Genomic DNA, 16,923 nt, shown 5'->3' on the forward strand with positions numbered 1-16,923 from the left:
AAGAGGGAGTGGGATGAAATTTTCTGCGTTAGGGGATCAAGCAATTATTGTTACATTTGGTGAAGAAATTGGGATGGAGACATACGAAAAAGTGCAGCGATTGTTTCAAGCGTTGAGGCGGCATCCGTTTACAGGAATGGTAGAATGCGTTCCGGCGTTTACTTCCTTAGCGGTTTATTACAATGTATACGAAGTGTGGAAGAAAAATGGGAGCAGTGAAGGGCCATATAATTACGTCTGCCAATATATAAAAGAGCTGTGTAATTCGTATAAAGAAGAAGTGAATCAAGATGCGAAACATATTTCTATACCAGTTTGCTACGGTGGAGAATATGGACCTGATTTAGAAGAGGTCGCACATTATAGAGGATTACGAGCGGAGGATGTCATTCGCATACATAGTGAAACAACATATTTTGTGTATATGTTAGGTTTTACACCAGGGTTCCCGTATTTAGGAGGACTATCAAAAGAACTAGAAACACCTAGAAAAGAAACACCACGGTTACAAATACCTGCTGGTTCAGTAGGGATTGGCGGAAATCAAACAGGTATATATCCGCTTGAAACACCGGGTGGATGGAATATTATTGGCCGAACACCAATCTCCTTATTTAATCCAGAAGAAGAAACACCAACATATATTCAAAGCGGTATGTATTTACGATTTATCCCAATAACGAAGGAAGAGTACGTATCACTTGAGGGGGCTAAAGAATGGATGTAGAAGTTTTACATGCAGGAATGTTTACAACAGTCCAAGATTTAGGGCGAGCTCATTATCAACAATACGGTGTACCAGTTGGCGGGGCCATGGATCAAAGTGCACTTCGGATGATCAATATGTTAGTCGGTAATGAAGAGAATGAAGCGGGACTCGAAATGACAATTATGGGGCCTAAATTGTTAATAAAGAAAAGGACTTTACTTGCGATTGGCGGAGCAAATATGGAGCCGTTACTGAATGGGAAGCGTATTCCATTATGGCGTCCCATTTTAGCGGAAGAAGGTAGTATGCTTTGTTTTGGGAAAGTGAAAAGCGGTTGCAGAGCGTATGTGACTTTTGCAGGTGGTATACAGATTGATCGCATAATGGGAAGCAAAAGTACTTACATACGTGCTGTGATTGGTGGTATTGAAGGAAGGATGCTGAAAAAAGGAGATTATTTTCAAATTGGTGCGCACACAGAAATGGCGAGTCATTGCATTCAAAACTTACAAAACGATGAGCGAAACAAAACGAAATGGGCAATTAGCAAAAGCGTACTGCCAAAGTATAAGAAATATCCTAAGCTGCGTGTCATAACTAACTTTGAATATGATCAATTCACAGAAAAAAGTATAAAGGCATTTTTTACGAAAGAGTATAAAGTATCTAATTACGCTGACCGTATGGGTTATAGAGTTGAAGGAGAAGTTTTAAATAGAGTGGAAGAAAAAGAGATTTTATCGAGTCCCGTTACATTCGGAACGATTCAAGTGCCAAACGGTGGACAGCCGATTATATTAATGGCAGATAGGCAAACGACAGGTGGCTATCCGAGAATGGGAAATATCATTTCAGTAGATTTACCTCTTCTTGCTCAGCTAAAACCGGGGGACTATGTTTCATTTGAGAAAATTACGCTTGAAGAAGCGGAACAATTGTACATAGAACAAGAAGTAAATATGAATCTATTAAAGAAATTCATCGCTTTACGAAGCTGACATTGGGAGGGAAACATCGTGATGACAATCGATTTAAACTGTGATTTAGGAGAAAGTTTTGGAGCTTATAAAATGGGGAATGATGATGAAATTCTTCCGTTCGTTTCCTCTATAAACGTTGCTTGTGGTTTTCATGCGGGTGATCCGACTGTAATGAGGAAAACGGTCGAAAAGGCACTGCAGCATAACGTAGCAATAGGGGCACATCCTGGTTTTCCTGATTTAATTGGATTTGGAAGAAGAAATATGAACGTTTCACCAAATGAAGTATACGACTATGTATTGTATCAAATTGGTGCATTAGACGCTTTTGTGAAAGCAGCAGGCGGGAAAATGCATCATGTGAAACCGCACGGTGCTCTATATAATATGGCGGCGACTAATCCGGTAATTGCAGATGCAATTGCGAAGGCAATTTGTCATAGTAATCCCAATCTATTACTTTACGGATTAGCAAATAGCGAGGCGTTTATACAGGCTGCGGAAAAATATAATGTAACTCTCGTACAAGAAGCTTTTGCTGATCGTACGTATAAACAAGATGGGACATTAACGAGCCGGACAGAAGAAAATGCGCTCATAAAAAATGAAGACGAAGCGATAAAGCAAGTGCTTCAAATGGTGAAAGAAGGGTATGTAAACGCGGTGAGCGGAGAGAAAGTAGCAGTTCAAGCGAAAACAATTTGTTTACATGGTGATGGAGAAAAAGCAGTGCAATTTGCGGGAAAAATATACAGAACATTCGAACTTAATGGTATTTCTATTTGTGCACCGAAATAAAAAATAGGGGGAAGTGCTAGAAATGATTAAATTAATCGGGATACTACTTGTTGCGGTGGGCTTTTTATTTAGATTGAATACACTTTTAGTAGTTATGGTTGCAGGTATTGTTACAGGTATGGTTTCGGGATTAAGCTTTTATGATGTGATCAGCTTGTTCGGTAAGTTTTTCATAGAAAATAGATATATGTCTATGCCAATTATATTAACTTTACCGGTAATCGGAATTTTAGAGCGTTACGGTTTAAAAGAAAGAGCAGAAGCACTTATAACGAAATCAAAAGGTGCAACAACTGGAAGAGTATTAATGTCATATTTTACGATAAGAGAATCATCAGCAGCACTGGGGCTGAACATTGGTGGTCATGCACAAACGGTAAGACCGCTCGTTGCACCGATGGCAGAAGGGGCTGCGCAAGGGAAATATGGTAAGCTCCCTGAAAAGTTAAGAGAAAAAATTAAAGCGAATGCAGCAGCTGCGGAAAATACAGCATGGTTTTTCGGAGAGGATATATTTATCGCGACTGGTGCTATTTTATTAATGAAAGGATTCTTCGATTCAGTAGGTATGCATGTCGGTGTATGGGATATGGCGCTTTGGGGCATTCCAACTGCAATATCAGCACTTATCGTAAGCTGGATCAGATTTAGAAGATTTGATAAATATATAGCGAAAACGATGGCATCAAAAGAAAAAGAAGAGAAGGAGGCAATATAAAATGAACATCATCACAATGGATACAATTTATTACGTATTAGGAATAATCGTTGCTTTTATCGCCGTTCGTATTGCATTTGATCGTCAACATCCAAATCGATTTGGTTCTAGCTCATTTTGGGCGCTATTTGCAGTTACCTTTTTATTCGGAAATGTAATCCCTTCGTTTTATGTTGGCTGTATCGTGCTCACTATGGTCGTGTTAGCTTCATTAAATAAAGTAACAAAATCAGAGGAGAAAGAAGTTCCAGTACAAGAACGTGTGAAACATGCGGAGAAATTAAAAAATAAAATTTTTATGCCTGCACTATTAATTCCTATTTTTACAATTATCGGTACGTTAACGTTAGGGAAGATTAAATGGGGGAATGTATCCCTTGTTGATCCGGATAAAGTCACATTAGTTGCATTAGCACTTGGGGCACTACTTGCATTCATTGCGGCGATGCGTATTACGAAATCGAAAATAACAACGCCTGTTCAAGAAGGAAGCAGACTATTACAAGCTGTCGGCTGGGCTGTTATTTTACCACAAATGTTAGCAGCACTTGGCGGTATTTTCGCAAAGTCTGGCGTTGGACAAGTCGTTTCTGATTTAGTCGGACAAGTATTACCGACAGAATATCCGTTCGTTTCTGTTATGGCATATTGTTTAGGAATGATGCTCTTTACAGTCGTAATGGGAAATGCATTCGCAGCATTTGCCGTTATTACTGGCGGAATTGGCTTACCTTTAATTGTTCAAATGCACGGTGGGAATCCAGCGATTATGGCAGCGCTTGGTATGTTTGCTGGATATTGCGGAACGCTACTAACGCCAATGGCAGCAAACTTTAATATCGTTCCGGCGATGCTTTTAGAACTAAAGGATAAAAATGCAGTTATTAAAGCACAAGTACCAATTGCTCTTTCAATCTTTATTATAAATATGTTTATTATGTACGGTCTTGTATATCGTTTCTAATTAGGAGGGAAAACTATGAAAACAGTATTACTAACAGGGTTCGACCCGTTCGGCGGAGAAAGCATTAATCCAGCTTGGGAAGTCGCAAAAAGTTTGCATGAAAAAACAGTGGGAGAATATAAGATTATTAGTAAACAAGTACCAACTGTATTCCAAAAATCAATCAGCGTATTAAAAGAGTATATAGAAGAACTAAACCCTGAAATGATTATATGTATTGGACAAGCTGGAGGCAGACCAGATATTACGATAGAGCGTGTCGCAATTAACGTTGATGATGCAAGAATTGCTGACAATGAAGGGAATCAGCCGGTAGATGTACCGGTTGTAGAAGAAGGACCAGCTGCCTATTGGTCTACACTTCCGATGAAAGCAATTGTAAAAAGACTGCAAAAAGAAGGTATACCAGCTTCTGTTTCACAAACAGCAGGTACATTCGTTTGTAATCATTTATTCTACGGTCTCATGCATGAACTAGAGAAACAGGATAAGAAAATAAAAGGCGGATTTATTCATATTCCGTTCTTACCAGAACAAGCGAGTAACTATCCAGACCAACCGAGTATGTCACTTTCTACGATTAGTAAAGGGATAGAATTGGCAGTTGAGGTAACGACGACAGTTGAGGTGGATATTGTTGAAATTGGGGGTACGACGCATTAAATAAATCGAATCGTACGACACCTCCTGTAAACAACTGGTATAATAAGTATAGGAAAATACATAGAGGTGATTTTTGTGCAACAATTTGAAGAAGTACGTTCAATTTTAGAAAAAGCGAAGAAAATTACAGTGTTAACAGGTGCAGGAGCAAGTACGGAAAGTGGTATTCCCGATTTCCGTTCAGCAAATGGATTGTATGCTGATGCGAATGTGGAGATGTATTTATCAAGAGGATATTATAATAGAAGCCCGAAAGAATTTTGGAAGCATTATAAAGAAATATTTCAAATTAATACGTTTCATCAATATAAACCAAATCGTGGCCATCGCTTTTTAGCTGAATTAGAAGAACAAGGGAAAGATATTACGATTTTAACGCAAAATATTGACGGTTTACATCAACTAGGCGGTAGTAAGCATGTCATTGATTTACATGGAACACTTCAAACAGCACATTGTCCGAAGTGTAAAGTGGGCTATGATTTGCAGTATATGATTGATCATGAATTGCCTCGCTGCGAGAAGTGTAATTTCATTTTAAATCCAGACGTTGTTTTATACGGGGATACATTGCCGCAATATCAAAATGCGATAAAACGTTTATATGAAACAGATGTGCTTATCGTTATGGGAACTTCATTAAAAGTACAACCCGTCGCTTCATTCCCGCAAATCGCAAAGAGGGAAATAGGGGCAACGACCATTTTAGTAAATGAAGAGTTAACAGGGCAAGAATATAACTTCGATTTTGTTTTTCAAAATAAGATTGGAGAGTTTGTTGAAGGGGTATCTTTAATGAAATAAGTTATCCCGCTTTAATAGGCAGTAAGACCCCCACCTCAAAATGCAGCGAAAGCAAAGAAGTTAGGTGGGGGATCAACTGCCCATAAAAGTCCGATTGGTGAGGGCTAATAATCAGTGGGGGATGAAGAAAACCCCCACTGATTAAAGTTTCACTTTATCGAAAAAACTGAGGTATTCACCTCAGTTTTTTTATTTGGGTAATCACTGTTTAAAACATTTCAATAATGTAGCAACCACATCTCTATAACCTATAAAAAAGGTTTTGGTTGGCAAAATAGCAAAATAGGAAGAAATGTTTTCTTTAGCGAATACACAGTCGTCATAAAGTAAACTAATATGTAGCTGTTGTAAAGTTTCTATTTCGTTTTGCTTTACGTATAAAACTAAGTCATTATAAAGTTGCTCAGTATACTCACTTACAGAACGTTCTAATGAAAGCTGACCTACTATGCTAGTCCACCATACTTTAAAACTACATACTAATTCTTTAAAAGAGTCCTCATTACATAATTGAGTGTCAAAAAGCTTCCCATAAAAGATATGGATTTCCTCATAAAAAATGTGGAAATCATATTTGTCGTCAGTAATTTGCTTGCGAAGTGTATGCCATAATTCTTTGAAATTCGCTTCAAAGTCAGAAGAGAAATTTAATTGTCTTGCTATGTAAGGAAATCTTAAATGTTCCTTTTTCTCTTTTTGGTTAAGATAAATATTTTGAATATAAATCATAAAGTTTAAACAATATGACGTATTAGTATGTATTGTAAATGAATCTGTCATTTCATTTTCTCCTTAGTAGTGTCTTTTATTGTTAGTATACAAAGAAATGTAAATGAATGGTATGAAAAAACAATTGTATACACTATTTCTTTTAGAATAACATTCATGTTATTCCTTAATAAGGGAATGGTAATAAATAGGTTATAAAATTAAAATACTGAAAATTAAATCTTTTATTTCTTTAGTAATTAATATAAAATTCTATATATATCATATAAATAAATTTGATACATAATGATTTTGCGTAGAAATGTTAATAGAATGAAGCGAGGGAGCGAAATGAGACAGAAAAAGGAGCAGAAGAAACAATCGAAAAAGAAAAAGACGCATATTCCATTTCGATTAAATGTACTATTTTTTATCGTCTTTCTTTTATTTTCAGCTATTATAATTCAATTAGGTAAAGTACAAATCATTGATGGAGAAACGTATAGAAATGAAGTGAATAAAAAGGAAGATGTAACGGTAAGCACTCCTGTTCCTAGAGGGAAAATGTTTGATCGGCAAGGTCAAGTGATTGTAAATAATAAACCACTACGAACCGTTACATATACGAAAATGAAAGGAGTAGATTCGAAAGAAGTTTTACAAGTAGCAAGAAATTTAGCTCAGCTTATTGAAATGTCGCCAGAAGATATAAATAAGTTGACGGAAACAGATAAAAAAGATTTTTGGATGCAGTTAAATGAAAAACGAGCAGCAGAAAAAGTAACGAAAGAAGATGAGAGTGCATTTAGGAAGCAAGAGATAGAGGGGAAAGAATTAGATAAAAAGGTTGAAGAGTTGCGTCGTGAAAGAATTACGCCAGAAGAATTAAGCGAACTATCAAAAGAGGATCTAGAAGTACTAGCAATTAAAAGTAGGATGAATGCAGGATATAAAATGACGCCGCAAATTGTTAAAAAAGATGTAAGTCAAAATGAATATGCAATCGTAAGTGAAAGATTGGCAATTTTGCCAGGAGTGGATACGACAGTGGATTGGGAACGTGAATACCCAAATGATAAAATACTTCGTTCTATCCTTGGTAGCGTTTCTACTGAAAATGAGGGTTTGCCGAGAGAACAGTTAGATTATTATTTAGTGCGTGATTATAACCGAAATGATCGCATTGGTAAGAGTTATATCGAGAAACAGTACGAAGATGCATTACATGGAACGAAAGAACAGTCTAGAAATATTACGGATAAAGCGGGAAATATTATTCGGACAGAAAAAGTGACTGAAGGAAAAAGTGGAAATAATTTAATGTTAACAGTGGATATGGAGTTACAGAAAAAAGTAGAGGAAAGCCTTGAAAAGAATTTACGAGCATTTCATTCGGCAGAGCCAATGATGGATCGTGCGTTCGTTGTAATGATGAACCCGAAAAATGGGCAAATATTATCAATGGGTGGAAAGAAAATTGTAAATAAAGATGGCGGTATGCAAATAGAAGACTTTGCTTTAGGAACGATGACAAGTTCTTATGAGTTAGGGTCAACTGTGAAAGGGGCTACGTTATTAGCCGGATATCAAACTGAAACAATTAAGCCGTATACGCATTTCTTTGATGCACCAATGTATTTTAAAGGAAGTGCTAAGCCAAAGAAATCGTGGAAAGACTTTGGTGACATTGATGATTTAAGAGCTTTACAAGTTTCATCGAATGTTTACATGTTTAACACTGCTTTAAAAATGGCAGGTGTAAATTATGTACCAAACAATCCGTTAGACATTAAACGAGAGACATTTAATAAAATGCGTTACTACTTTAGACAGTTCGGATTAGGTGTACCGACTGGAATTGACTTACCGAATGAATCGATTGGTCAAATGGGGAGAACTGATAACATACCGGGTTTCTTACTTGATTATGCGATTGGACAGTACGATACATATACGCCGCTGCAACTTGCTCAATATATTTCAACAATTGCAAACGGCGGTTACCGAATGAAACCACAAATTGTACAAGAAGTGAGAGAGCAACCACATAAACCAGAGGATGTTGGAAAAGTTGTTCGGTCTATTGAACCAGTTATTTTAAATCGAGTGGATATGGACACTTCATATATTAATCATGTAAAAGAAGGATTTAGAAGAGTTTTTCAAGAAACTGACGGGACAGGTACTGCAACGTTTAAAGGATTACCGTATAAACCAGCGGGAAAAACAGGAACAGCTGAAACTGTATATGGTGGAGAAAGTGATATTGGAAGAGATGAAAACTATAACCGAAAAAAATGTTATAATTTAACTCTTGCCGGTTATGCACCATATGATGCAGATCCGGAAGTTGCTTTTTCAGTTGTTGTACCTTGGGTGAATGATGACAAATCAGGAATTAATTCCGCGATTGGTAAAGAGATTTTGGATGCGTATTTTGAATTGAAAGCGAAAAGAACGGGTGGAAATCCAATCCCAGTAGAACAACAGAACAAGGCCCAGTAAAAATAGTATCACTGCATGGAGACTTATTGTGCAGTGATCTATTTTTTGAGTTAAAAAGCGTTTAAATAAGGTGGGAATGGATATGAAGCAGGAGATTAAAAGAGGCTGGGGGAAATACATACTCTTCGTGTTTGTTTTGGTAGTAGCCTATCATTCTTTTACTTTATGTAAAGTGGAAGGGAAATCGATGCAACCAACTTTATATGAAGAAGACTACGTATTTGTAAATAAAGCAGCAGTACATTTTTCTAATCTAGAGCACGGAGAAATTGTCATTATAAAGGAAGAGGATGAGTCGAAATATTATGTAAAACGAGTAATAGGACTTCCTGGTGACGTAATTAACATAACGAATGGATTAGTATATGTGAATGATAAAAAGCAAGAAGAACCGTATACAAATAAAGATTTATTCAATAATACGCAAGTGTTTTACAACTTTCAAAAGACAAAAATCCCGCCAAATAAGTTATTTGTAATGGGAGATAATCGTGAACTTAGTAGAGATAGTCGAAATGGCTTAGGATATATTGAAGAAGATAACATAATAGGCAAAGTGGAATTTGTATATTATCCGTTTTCAAAAATGAAGATTATAGAATAAGTGGGGTTTTGTATAACCCCACTTATTAAAGTTTCACTTTACCCCGCATTAACGGGCAGTAAGACCCACACCTCAAAATTCAGCAGTGCAAAGGAGTTAGGTGGGAGATCAACTGCCCGTAAAAGCCCGATTGGTTCAACTAATAATAAGTCGGGGAATGAACAAAACTCCGCTTATTAAAGTTTCACTTTATCTTCTTTAAAAAACCTTTTGGATTAAATGAAATGAAAAACTTATGTTTAGATTCATCGATTATAAAGTTGTTATTTTTAGTTAAAAACTCTTCTACAGCTTCCATCGGACCTGGCCCCCAATCGGGAGAAACAGGATTTCCATTAATAGATGTATCCTCTACAATAATATAACTACCAGTAGTAACGATAGATTTATAAAGTAAAAGTTCTTTTGCGACATGCTCTTTACTATGATCTGAATCTAAAATAACTAAAATCACATCATCAGGTTTGCGCATACTTAAAATGGTTTGGACGGCCTGTACAGAAACAGAAGAAGCTGTTACATACGTAATTCGGTCATGGGATGGACGATTTGGTTGAGGGAATATATCAATAGTAAGTACATGACCTTTTCCAATTAAATCTAATATAGAAGCTAAATACAATGCACTACCACCATAACAAGTACCACATTCAATAATTAAATCGGGTTTTAATTCGTAAACAATTTCTTGATACAAAAAAAGATCAGTGGGAAGTTTGAGAATGGGGACACCAAGCCAATGTGTATCATATAACCAGACTCGACTATCGTAATATTGTTTTAAAAACTCGCTACTTATGTTATCGATTTTGAACACTCCTTTCTGAAACGAAAGTTGTACAATATAATATGTGAAATATAATTATAAGGAGAATGTTTTTTAATAAAAATGAGCAAAATACCTCATTAAAAACCAATTGTTTATATAATAAAAAACTTAATTCAGTAAGTTCTAATCAAAATGCAATTTAAATATGTAGATGAGGGGAAAAGGAACCTATGTATAAGTACACAATTTGCTTCGTTAGAAAAGGAAATGAAATACTCTTATTAAATAGAAATAAAAAGCCGAATATGGGAATGTGGAATGGTGTTGGTGGAAAAATAGAAGAGAATGAGACGCCATACGAAGGGATTATTAGAGAAACGCTTGAGGAAACGGGAATAGAGCTTCCAAGTGTAACGTATAAGGGGAATGTTATTTTTAAAGATAAAGACGAGTCTTGGGATGGTGAGGGAATGTATGTATTCCTTGCTGATTTACCAGATGGAGTACAAATGAATACACCATTAAGTACGGCGGAAGGATTATTAGAATGGAAAGAAATTGATTGGATATTGAATCATGATAATAGAGGTGTAGTTAGCAATTTACAAAAATACTTACCGATAATATTAAAAGAAGAAAATAAGTTAGAGCATATATTCACATATGATAATCGGAATATTATTAACTACACAACTGCATGTTTGTCAGAAGATGATGCGAACAAACGGTATGAAAAACAACTTATTTCTCAATAGAAAAATATGAAAACATTCAATCTTATATTCTAGTAGATAATACTTTTATAGAGCAATCAGCATTTTTATGTTGATTGCTCTCATTATATATGCGAGGTGAGGATATGTTTCGGAAATATATTTCATTAGGCATCAACATCATATGTACGATGCTCCTTTTTGTAGCTTGTTCTGAAAGTGATAAAGAACTGAATAAAGCTTTTGAGGCAGCTAAAGCGGATCTAGCAATAGAAGGTATGATTATTACAAAAGAAATGGAAAAAATTATTAAAGCGAAGGTAACAGGAAAGATAACGCACGAGCAACTTATTACATTAGCTGATGCGATTGCGAGACGCGAACTTACTTAATGATCTAGAAGCTACCACAAACTTTTGCTAAATAAACGGGAAAAAAGAGATGGTAGATCTAACTCTCAGACTGTAGACAAACTATTTTTGGAGAGTTCAGATGCTAAAAAATAGTTTGTCTCTTGCTTTATGGCTAATTTATCCAACAATATATATATGTAGTACGTTCTATGCTACAATTTACTATAAGTGAGGAAAGAAGGTGTCTTATGAAAATATCTGTTTATGTTGCAAGTGCATTTAGCAAGGATCATAAAGGCGGAAATAAAGCAGGAGTGGTATTTATGGAGAATACATTGACCACTACTCAAAAAATGGCAATAGCCAAACAACTGGGCTATGCGGAAACCGCATTTATATCAGAATCTGAAATTGCTGATTATAAAATTGAGTATTTTACACCAAAAGAGGAAGTTGATTTATGTGGTCATGCCACAATTGGCTCTTTCGCGATACTGATGCATGTAAATAAACTTTTCAAGAATCGCTATACGATTGAAACGAACAGCGGTGTTCTTACTATTACCATAAAAGATGACATCATATTCATGGAACAAAACGAACCGATATTCTATGATGTTATATCTCCAAATGAGTTTATCGACTGCTTTGACATTAAAGATATAGACAATACATACCCAATTCAAATTGTCTCCACGGGCTTAAAAGATATTTTAATTCCTATAAAAAGCGAAACACAATTACATACAATGCAACCTAATTTTGAAAAAATTAAAGAAATCAGCAAGTATTATAATGTTGTCGGGATGCATCTATATACTTTTAATGACAATCGAATTATATGCAGAAACTTTGCTCCGCTATACGACATTAATGAAGAAGCAGCGACTGGAACTTCAAATGGTGCATTAGCTTGTCACCTTTATGAACAGCGCTACTTACAAAAAGAAGTCTATGTATTTGAACAAGGTTATACTTTACACTCGCCTTCCGAAATATTAGTTAAATTAGCAACCGATAGCGAGAATAAAATAGAAAAAGTTTATGTTGGTGGCAAAGGCTATTACTGTGAAACGAAGTGTTTAAATATAGAAAATATTGAGTGAAAATAAAAAAAGAGATGGTAGATCCATCTCTTTTTCATATGCTCCATGATTAACTGCGAATCGCTTTAATCATAAAACGATGTTGCTTCACATCAAAATAACCTTTTTGTAAGATGATTTCATGTATACGATATAATTCCTCATAGTAACCTTCGACAGTAAAATCAGGAATTTGCCACAGAATCGCTTTTAAATAATAGACGATAGCGCCAATGTCGTAAAAGCGTTGAAAAGGGAATTCTTCTTTTTCTTCTAAAATAGTAAATCCATTTTTCTTTAACTCAATGCATGCTGCTTCAAGCGACCAACTTGTAAATTCGCTATTTAGCGGTGCGTTAAACTGCTCATTAAGTTCCGCACAATCAAGGCCGCCAACTTGTTGGGTAAGAAATGTTCCATTTGTAGAAAGTATTCTTTTTACTTCAGAAGCAGCATATGATTCATGTTGATTTATGATTAAATCAAACTGACCATTTTGAAATGGTAAAGCAGTATCATCTGTTACCTCTATAACTGTAACCCCTAAAGGTTCTAATTTCTTTCGAGCGATTGGCACGTTTGGAGCATAGCCCTCAGTAGCATAAATAGTTGACGGGAACGGTTGTAACATAGATAAAAACTCTCCACCGCCAGTACCCATATCGAGCATTGATTCTGCATGCTGCATAAGCTGGAAAGCAGTGCTGCCGTACGACCACGATAAAGGCTGGCTCTTCATTCGACCCGTTTCTGAAATGAATGAGAAATCCCAACCGCTAAAATTTGTATTAGCACTTTCTAATAAAGTTAAAAATAATGGATCATGTTTCATAATTGTATCCTCCTATTTTGTAAGTAAATGTTATGATGAGAAAAGAAAAAAAGGAGGACCTCTTATTAAAGTGGAACGGTTTTACGTTTCGTGTTCGAATAGATTCATATACATTCGCTCCTTGTGAGAATGGTGATTTATATATTCGGGATAATCGAGTGAAAATCCTTTGAAATTATGGGGGAAGGTAGTTGTTTAATGGGAAACTGGATGGAGTATACAGACGAGGAGTACGACCAAATTTGGGACAGGATAGATAGTAAGCTAAAGTTTTCACCAAGTGATTCTATATTTCCATCATTTAAAGTGCCAAGTCCTTTTGTAACATATGATATTTCTCATTACTTTGGGGAGTCGATAAACGATCTGGAAAGTAAAGCGTTACAAGCTTTTAAAAAAAATACAGCATCGAATGAATATATCATGGCACTGGATTGGCAACATGAGTGTTATTGGGTGAATCCACATTTAGAGTTTGAAAGAAATGAATTTAATGAGTGGATTATACCTGTATTTCCAAATGGAGATTACTACTTCTTTATTCAGAAAGACTTTAAGTGGGGCTATTTAGGCCACCCTTGGGAAGAGAGTATAACGATATTTGGAAAAGAACTTATAGAAAGCTTTGAACGAAATAAGCCGGAAATGTTTCGAAATATTTTAAGGCAAGGGTAATGTTTGAAAGAGAAAAAGTCCTTATACTTCATTTTTGAAGTATAAGGACTTTTTCTCCCTTTCGGCAATTCATCTCCATCTGATTTGTGTTACGGGCGAAACCCAACAATTCAGGTGGAGATGAATTGCTGTCAGAAGGTAGACTGAACTCTTTTGTTTCGTTTGTAATAAATTTCCCGGGGCGAATATTTATTTCTTTTTATCTTACGATATAATCTATCATAGATAAGGAGGGAACAGATTGTAAGACAACGAAATTGAATAATGATCATCATTCGGCTACTTGAACCAAAGGGAATTACGATGAAGAACATGTTCACATTTTGTTGCGTTTCGTTCCAAATATTGATTTGTCAAAAGCAATGAACTCTCTAAGAAAGGTGGTGAAAACAATGGCTAGAAAGAAAGCAGTGAAAGTATTACGTAAACAAAAGAAAAGAGAAACCATGCAACGATTCACGCAGAAACAAAATATCGGACGGGCTTGCCTTACCGCAAAAGAATTTCGTTTACTTCAGCGCATGTCACATAGTTCAAAAGCGTTGCGAAATGTTGGATTGTATACGATGAAACAAAGTTACCTGAATAATAACAAGATGGCTACTGTAAAAGAAGTGGACACTGCCATGCAAGCCGATATGAATTACTGTGGCATTCAATCAAACTCTGTTCAAGCCATTCGTAGAGCCTTGTATGCAGAAGTAAAGAGCTTTTTTAAAGCCTTGGAACAGTGGAAGAAAAATCCTGAGAAGTTTACAGGTCGCCCTAAGTTTCCGAAGTATTCTCGTTCCACTGACAAACGAATCATTGAAATCTATCAAGTTCCAAAAGTGGATGATAACGGGTTTTGGATGATTCCGATGAGTGTTGCATTCAGGCAAAAATTCGGTTCCATTAAAATACGTATGCCGAAAAACTTAAGACATAAAAAAATCTCCTACATTGAGATTGTACCGAAGCAAAAAGGTCGGTTCTTTGAGGTGCATTATACATATGAAATGCACGTTTCTCAAATGAAGAAACAATCCACGACTACGAGTAACGCTTTGAGTTGCGATTTAGGTGTAGATAGATTAGTAAGTTGTATAACAAATACAGGTGATACCTTCTTAATTGATGGAAAAAAATTAAAATCCATAAACCAATATTTCAACAAAATGATATGTAATCTGCAACAGAAAAATATTGAAAACGGAATTTCAAAACGAGAAAGACAAATAAATGGTTACATTTCACAAACGATAGGCTTGTTGTTTAAAAAAGTGAAAGCATTTGGCATAGATACGATTGTCGTAGGCTATAACGTTGGTTGGAAACAAAAATCTGAGATGGGGAAAAAGAATAATCAAACATTTGTTCAAATCCCGTTTCATAAACTGATTGCAGCAATTGAGAATAAATGTGTAAAAGAAGGGATCCGATTTTTAAAACAAGAAGAAAGCTATACTTCAAAAGCTAGTTTTCTGGATAAAGATCCGATTCCAGTTTGGACTAAGGATGATAAGACGCATTATCACTTTAGTGGCAAACGAATCACTCGTGGTCTGTACCAAAGTAAAGCAGGAACATGTATCCATGCTGATATTAATGGTGCGCTGAATACATTGCAAAAATCAAGAGTTGTAGAATTGGATGACAACCTCAAAGTGAAAACGCCGATTCTATTAGAAGTGCAAAAACGTAAGGCTGTTGCCTCGTGCATAGCTTAGTGGGTGTGTCAACCATCCATGTGTATTCGACTTGTCGGGGCTTGTAGCACACGCCAGATTCATCTGAGTGGTGGCTTCTTCCATAAGGAAGAATCGCTCTTTTTCGAAAGGGTGGTGCAAGTGGGAAAACACTCGTTCGTTGCCAGTACCAACCAAAAACTTACTTGGGATGTTACCGTAAGGTGGCATGAATGCTAGAGCGTCAACCTGTCTAGTGATAGACGAAAAGACCTAGCATTCAAACTCAAGCCCCACTGAAACGTTTTATCTCAGTGGGAGTAGTTGACCTTCTTTCGTAATATCGTTAATATGATTGGCTACTGATTTTTGGACATATTTAGAAGGATCATTCATTAATGGTTCAAGAAGCTGTAAATTGTTCTTAAAGTCACCTTTCAGAGCTCCTATTTTTTTAGCCCAAGGAAGTCTGGGCCTTGTACCTTCGGAAACTAATCTTCTAAATGTGGCTGTTTTCGTCATGAATCCACTGTTGTAATATGTGTAGTGTCTCTTCATGGTATGTTTCGAGAAAAGGCCGAATGGCATATTCAGCAGTATTCATTTTTGTTATTTCATACATGGCGTTACATGAGGTTTCAAAATCGTTAAGCCCATATTTTTCAACGTATTTTGCAAAAGGCATGTACATATATCCGTTTGTAAATGTGCCTACTTCTGTTGTGTTTTCTGGCCCCAATGTTTTCAGTAAAATATGTATTGCTGCATTAAAATCTTTTTGTAATGCATCGTGTAATTCATCTGCTATTACTTCTATACGTTGCTTTAACTCTAAATTTTCAACTTTACATGTTACGGAAGATACGAAGTTTCTTTTAGAGAAATTAGGATCGTGTTTACAAATAGAATCAGCCATTATTTCTGCTAATTCTTCATTAAATAAAAATTTTAACGGAATATAATTACCCATTTTTTCACCTCATTGATCAGCTGAAAATAATTTTTATTTTTTAATCGACAACCCATAAACTAAAGTCTCACTCGGAGTCGTAATACTAAAACCTGTCGTTTTATAATCAAGTGTCACCGTATCACCAGTGTAGTCTTTCGTAAATGAATCCATTTGTACGATAAACTCAGCATCTTCATATACAACATAATCTGCATCATATGTATCCCAAATTAAATCAACATCAACGAAAATACTGCAAGAGTTTGTCATTGTTCCTCTAATGCGAATGATTTTTTTGTCTTCACGTTCTAATCTATGTATAGCTGCTTTTGCTTCATCAGTAATGCGAATGTTCATGGTATCCCAACCTTTATGTATATTTCCTTTATTATTGCAAAAACAGGAGGAATAGGGAAGGGAGAAG

General features: G+C 35.9%; 18 protein-coding genes and 1 pseudogene. 14 read left to right on the forward strand and 5 right to left on the reverse strand.

Features of this window, described 5'->3' with window-relative positions; genetic code table 11:
* Positions 1 to 13 precede the first annotated feature (13 nt).
* The 7 genes from pxpB to DT250_RS04985 all read left to right on the forward strand — a co-directional run bounded on the left by pxpB (position 14) and on the right by DT250_RS04985 (position 5,636).
* A complete protein-coding gene (gene pxpB, locus DT250_RS04955) occupies positions 14 to 727 on the forward strand; it encodes a 5-oxoprolinase subunit PxpB (protein WP_106074929.1) in 714 nt (237 codons plus the stop codon).
* Entirely contained in the window at positions 718 to 1,707 is a 990-nt protein-coding gene (locus tag DT250_RS04960; RefSeq protein ID WP_149212692.1) for a 5-oxoprolinase subunit C family protein, read from the forward strand. The genes pxpB and DT250_RS04960 overlap by 10 nt, the downstream gene beginning before the upstream one ends.
* Before the next feature lie 18 nt (positions 1,708 to 1,725).
* Positions 1,726 to 2,487: a 5-oxoprolinase subunit PxpA gene (gene pxpA / locus DT250_RS04965; protein ID WP_149212693.1), complete on the forward strand. Its 762-nt coding sequence runs from the start codon at positions 1,726 to 1,728 to the stop codon at positions 2,485 to 2,487.
* Positions 2,488 to 2,509: 22 nt separating this feature from the next.
* Positions 2,510 to 3,205, forward strand: coding sequence for a DUF969 domain-containing protein (locus DT250_RS04970; RefSeq protein WP_061671924.1), 696 nt, complete (start codon positions 2,510 to 2,512; stop codon positions 3,203 to 3,205).
* Between the two features lies 1 nt (position 3,206).
* Positions 3,207 to 4,169 carry a DUF979 domain-containing protein gene (locus DT250_RS04975; protein ID WP_149212694.1) on the forward strand — a complete coding sequence of 321 codons (963 nt, stop codon included), beginning with the start codon at positions 3,207 to 3,209 and terminating at the stop codon, positions 4,167 to 4,169.
* A gap of 15 nt (positions 4,170 to 4,184) precedes the next feature.
* Positions 4,185 to 4,832, forward strand: a complete 648-nt coding sequence (pcp, locus tag DT250_RS04980; RefSeq protein ID WP_149212695.1) for a pyroglutamyl-peptidase I — start codon at positions 4,185 to 4,187, stop codon at positions 4,830 to 4,832.
* Positions 4,833 to 4,907: 75 nt separating this feature from the next.
* Positions 4,908 to 5,636, forward strand: coding sequence for an NAD-dependent protein deacylase (locus DT250_RS04985; protein WP_149212696.1), 729 nt, complete (start codon positions 4,908 to 4,910; stop codon positions 5,634 to 5,636).
* A gap of 201 nt (positions 5,637 to 5,837) precedes the next feature.
* Here the strand turns inward: DT250_RS04985 and DT250_RS04990 are convergent, their stop codons facing one another.
* The gene (locus DT250_RS04990) at positions 5,838 to 6,416 is read right to left on the reverse strand and encodes a hypothetical protein (protein ID WP_149212697.1); all 579 of its coding nucleotides are present in this window, start codon (positions 6,414 to 6,416) and stop codon (positions 5,838 to 5,840) included.
* A 279-nt stretch (positions 6,417 to 6,695) separates the two neighbouring features.
* Between DT250_RS04990 and DT250_RS04995 the strand changes: the two genes are divergently transcribed.
* Both DT250_RS04995 and lepB read left to right on the forward strand, forming a co-directional pair.
* On the forward strand, positions 6,696 to 8,849 hold the full coding sequence (locus tag DT250_RS04995; RefSeq protein ID WP_149212698.1) for a peptidoglycan D,D-transpeptidase FtsI family protein: 2,154 nt from the start codon (positions 6,696 to 6,698) through the stop codon (positions 8,847 to 8,849).
* A gap of 82 nt (positions 8,850 to 8,931) precedes the next feature.
* On the forward strand, positions 8,932 to 9,453 hold the full coding sequence (lepB, locus tag DT250_RS05000; protein ID WP_149212699.1) for a signal peptidase I: 522 nt from the start codon (positions 8,932 to 8,934) through the stop codon (positions 9,451 to 9,453).
* A 184-nt stretch (positions 9,454 to 9,637) separates the two neighbouring features.
* On the opposite strand, the gene DT250_RS05010 is transcribed toward lepB, so the two are convergent.
* On the reverse strand, positions 9,638 to 10,270 hold the full coding sequence (locus tag DT250_RS05010) for a cephalosporin hydroxylase family protein (RefSeq protein WP_149212701.1): 633 nt from the start codon (positions 10,268 to 10,270) through the stop codon (positions 9,638 to 9,640).
* Positions 10,271 to 10,452: 182 nt separating this feature from the next.
* Between DT250_RS05010 and DT250_RS05015 the strand changes: the two genes are divergently transcribed.
* From DT250_RS05015 to DT250_RS05025, 3 genes are all read left to right on the forward strand, one after another.
* Positions 10,453 to 10,977, forward strand: coding sequence for an NUDIX hydrolase (locus tag DT250_RS05015; RefSeq protein WP_149212702.1), 525 nt, complete (start codon positions 10,453 to 10,455; stop codon positions 10,975 to 10,977).
* Positions 10,978 to 11,126: 149 nt separating this feature from the next.
* Complete coding sequence (locus DT250_RS05020) at positions 11,127 to 11,327, forward strand: antitoxin VbhA family protein (RefSeq protein WP_149212833.1); 201 nt, start codon at positions 11,127 to 11,129, stop codon at positions 11,325 to 11,327.
* 209 nt (positions 11,328 to 11,536) lie between these two features.
* A complete protein-coding gene (locus DT250_RS05025) occupies positions 11,537 to 12,394 on the forward strand; it encodes a PhzF family phenazine biosynthesis protein (protein ID WP_149212703.1) in 858 nt (285 codons plus the stop codon).
* Between the two features lie 49 nt (positions 12,395 to 12,443).
* Here DT250_RS05025 and DT250_RS05030 read toward each other — a convergent pair whose 3' ends face one another.
* On the reverse strand, positions 12,444 to 13,205 hold the full coding sequence (locus DT250_RS05030) for a class I SAM-dependent methyltransferase (protein ID WP_149212704.1): 762 nt from the start codon (positions 13,203 to 13,205) through the stop codon (positions 12,444 to 12,446).
* A 198-nt stretch (positions 13,206 to 13,403) separates the two neighbouring features.
* Between DT250_RS05030 and DT250_RS05035 the strand changes: the two genes are divergently transcribed.
* Both DT250_RS05035 and DT250_RS05045 read left to right on the forward strand, forming a co-directional pair.
* Positions 13,404 to 13,880: a DUF2716 domain-containing protein gene (locus tag DT250_RS05035; RefSeq protein ID WP_149212705.1), complete on the forward strand. Its 477-nt coding sequence runs from the start codon at positions 13,404 to 13,406 to the stop codon at positions 13,878 to 13,880.
* A gap of 392 nt (positions 13,881 to 14,272) precedes the next feature.
* The gene (locus DT250_RS05045; RefSeq protein ID WP_149212706.1) at positions 14,273 to 15,589 is read left to right on the forward strand and encodes an RNA-guided endonuclease TnpB family protein; all 1,317 of its coding nucleotides are present in this window, start codon (positions 14,273 to 14,275) and stop codon (positions 15,587 to 15,589) included.
* A 276-nt stretch (positions 15,590 to 15,865) separates the two neighbouring features.
* Here DT250_RS05045 and DT250_RS05055 read toward each other — a convergent pair.
* Positions 15,866 to 16,517 (reverse strand): annotated as a pseudogene (locus DT250_RS05055) (DNA alkylation repair protein); the annotation flags it as partial.
* Between the two features lie 33 nt (positions 16,518 to 16,550).
* Positions 16,551 to 16,856, reverse strand: coding sequence for an iron-sulfur cluster biosynthesis family protein (locus DT250_RS05060; RefSeq protein WP_149212707.1), 306 nt, complete (start codon positions 16,854 to 16,856; stop codon positions 16,551 to 16,553).
* Positions 16,857 to 16,923: the final 67 nt, after the last annotated feature.

Source organism: Bacillus sp. AR2-1 (assembly GCF_008368755.1).
Classification (GTDB): domain Bacteria; phylum Bacillota; class Bacilli; order Bacillales; family Bacillaceae_G; genus Bacillus_A; species Bacillus_A wiedmannii.

Bases quoted from the DNA above. Each gene is read 5' to 3' on its own strand.
- DT250_RS04995 (WP_149212698.1), top strand. From the start codon at position 6,696: ATGAGACAGAAAAAGGAGCAGAAGAAACAATCGAAAAAGAAAAAGACG.
- lepB (WP_149212699.1), top strand. From the start codon at position 8,932: ATGAAGCAGGAGATTAAAAGAGGCTGGGGGAAATACATACTCTTCGTG.
- DT250_RS04975 (WP_149212694.1), top strand. From the start codon at position 3,207: ATGAACATCATCACAATGGATACAATTTATTACGTATTAGGAATAATC.
- pcp (WP_149212695.1), top strand. From the start codon at position 4,185: ATGAAAACAGTATTACTAACAGGGTTCGACCCGTTCGGCGGAGAAAGC.
- pxpB (WP_106074929.1), top strand. From the start codon at position 14: ATGAAATTTTCTGCGTTAGGGGATCAAGCAATTATTGTTACATTTGGT.
- DT250_RS04970 (WP_061671924.1), top strand. From the start codon at position 2,510: ATGATTAAATTAATCGGGATACTACTTGTTGCGGTGGGCTTTTTATTT.
- DT250_RS05030 (WP_149212704.1), bottom strand. From the start codon at position 13,205: ATGAAACATGATCCATTATTTTTAACTTTATTAGAAAGTGCTAATACA.
- DT250_RS05020 (WP_149212833.1), top strand. From the start codon at position 11,127: ATGCTCCTTTTTGTAGCTTGTTCTGAAAGTGATAAAGAACTGAATAAA.
- DT250_RS05015 (WP_149212702.1), top strand. From the start codon at position 10,453: ATGTATAAGTACACAATTTGCTTCGTTAGAAAAGGAAATGAAATACTC.
- DT250_RS04960 (WP_149212692.1), top strand. From the start codon at position 718: ATGGATGTAGAAGTTTTACATGCAGGAATGTTTACAACAGTCCAAGAT.
- DT250_RS05025 (WP_149212703.1), top strand. From the start codon at position 11,537: ATGAAAATATCTGTTTATGTTGCAAGTGCATTTAGCAAGGATCATAAA.
- DT250_RS04990 (WP_149212697.1), bottom strand. From the start codon at position 6,416: ATGACAGATTCATTTACAATACATACTAATACGTCATATTGTTTAAAC.
- DT250_RS05060 (WP_149212707.1), bottom strand. From the start codon at position 16,856: ATGAACATTCGCATTACTGATGAAGCAAAAGCAGCTATACATAGATTA.
- DT250_RS05035 (WP_149212705.1), top strand. From the start codon at position 13,404: ATGGGAAACTGGATGGAGTATACAGACGAGGAGTACGACCAAATTTGG.
- DT250_RS05045 (WP_149212706.1), top strand. From the start codon at position 14,273: ATGGCTAGAAAGAAAGCAGTGAAAGTATTACGTAAACAAAAGAAAAGA.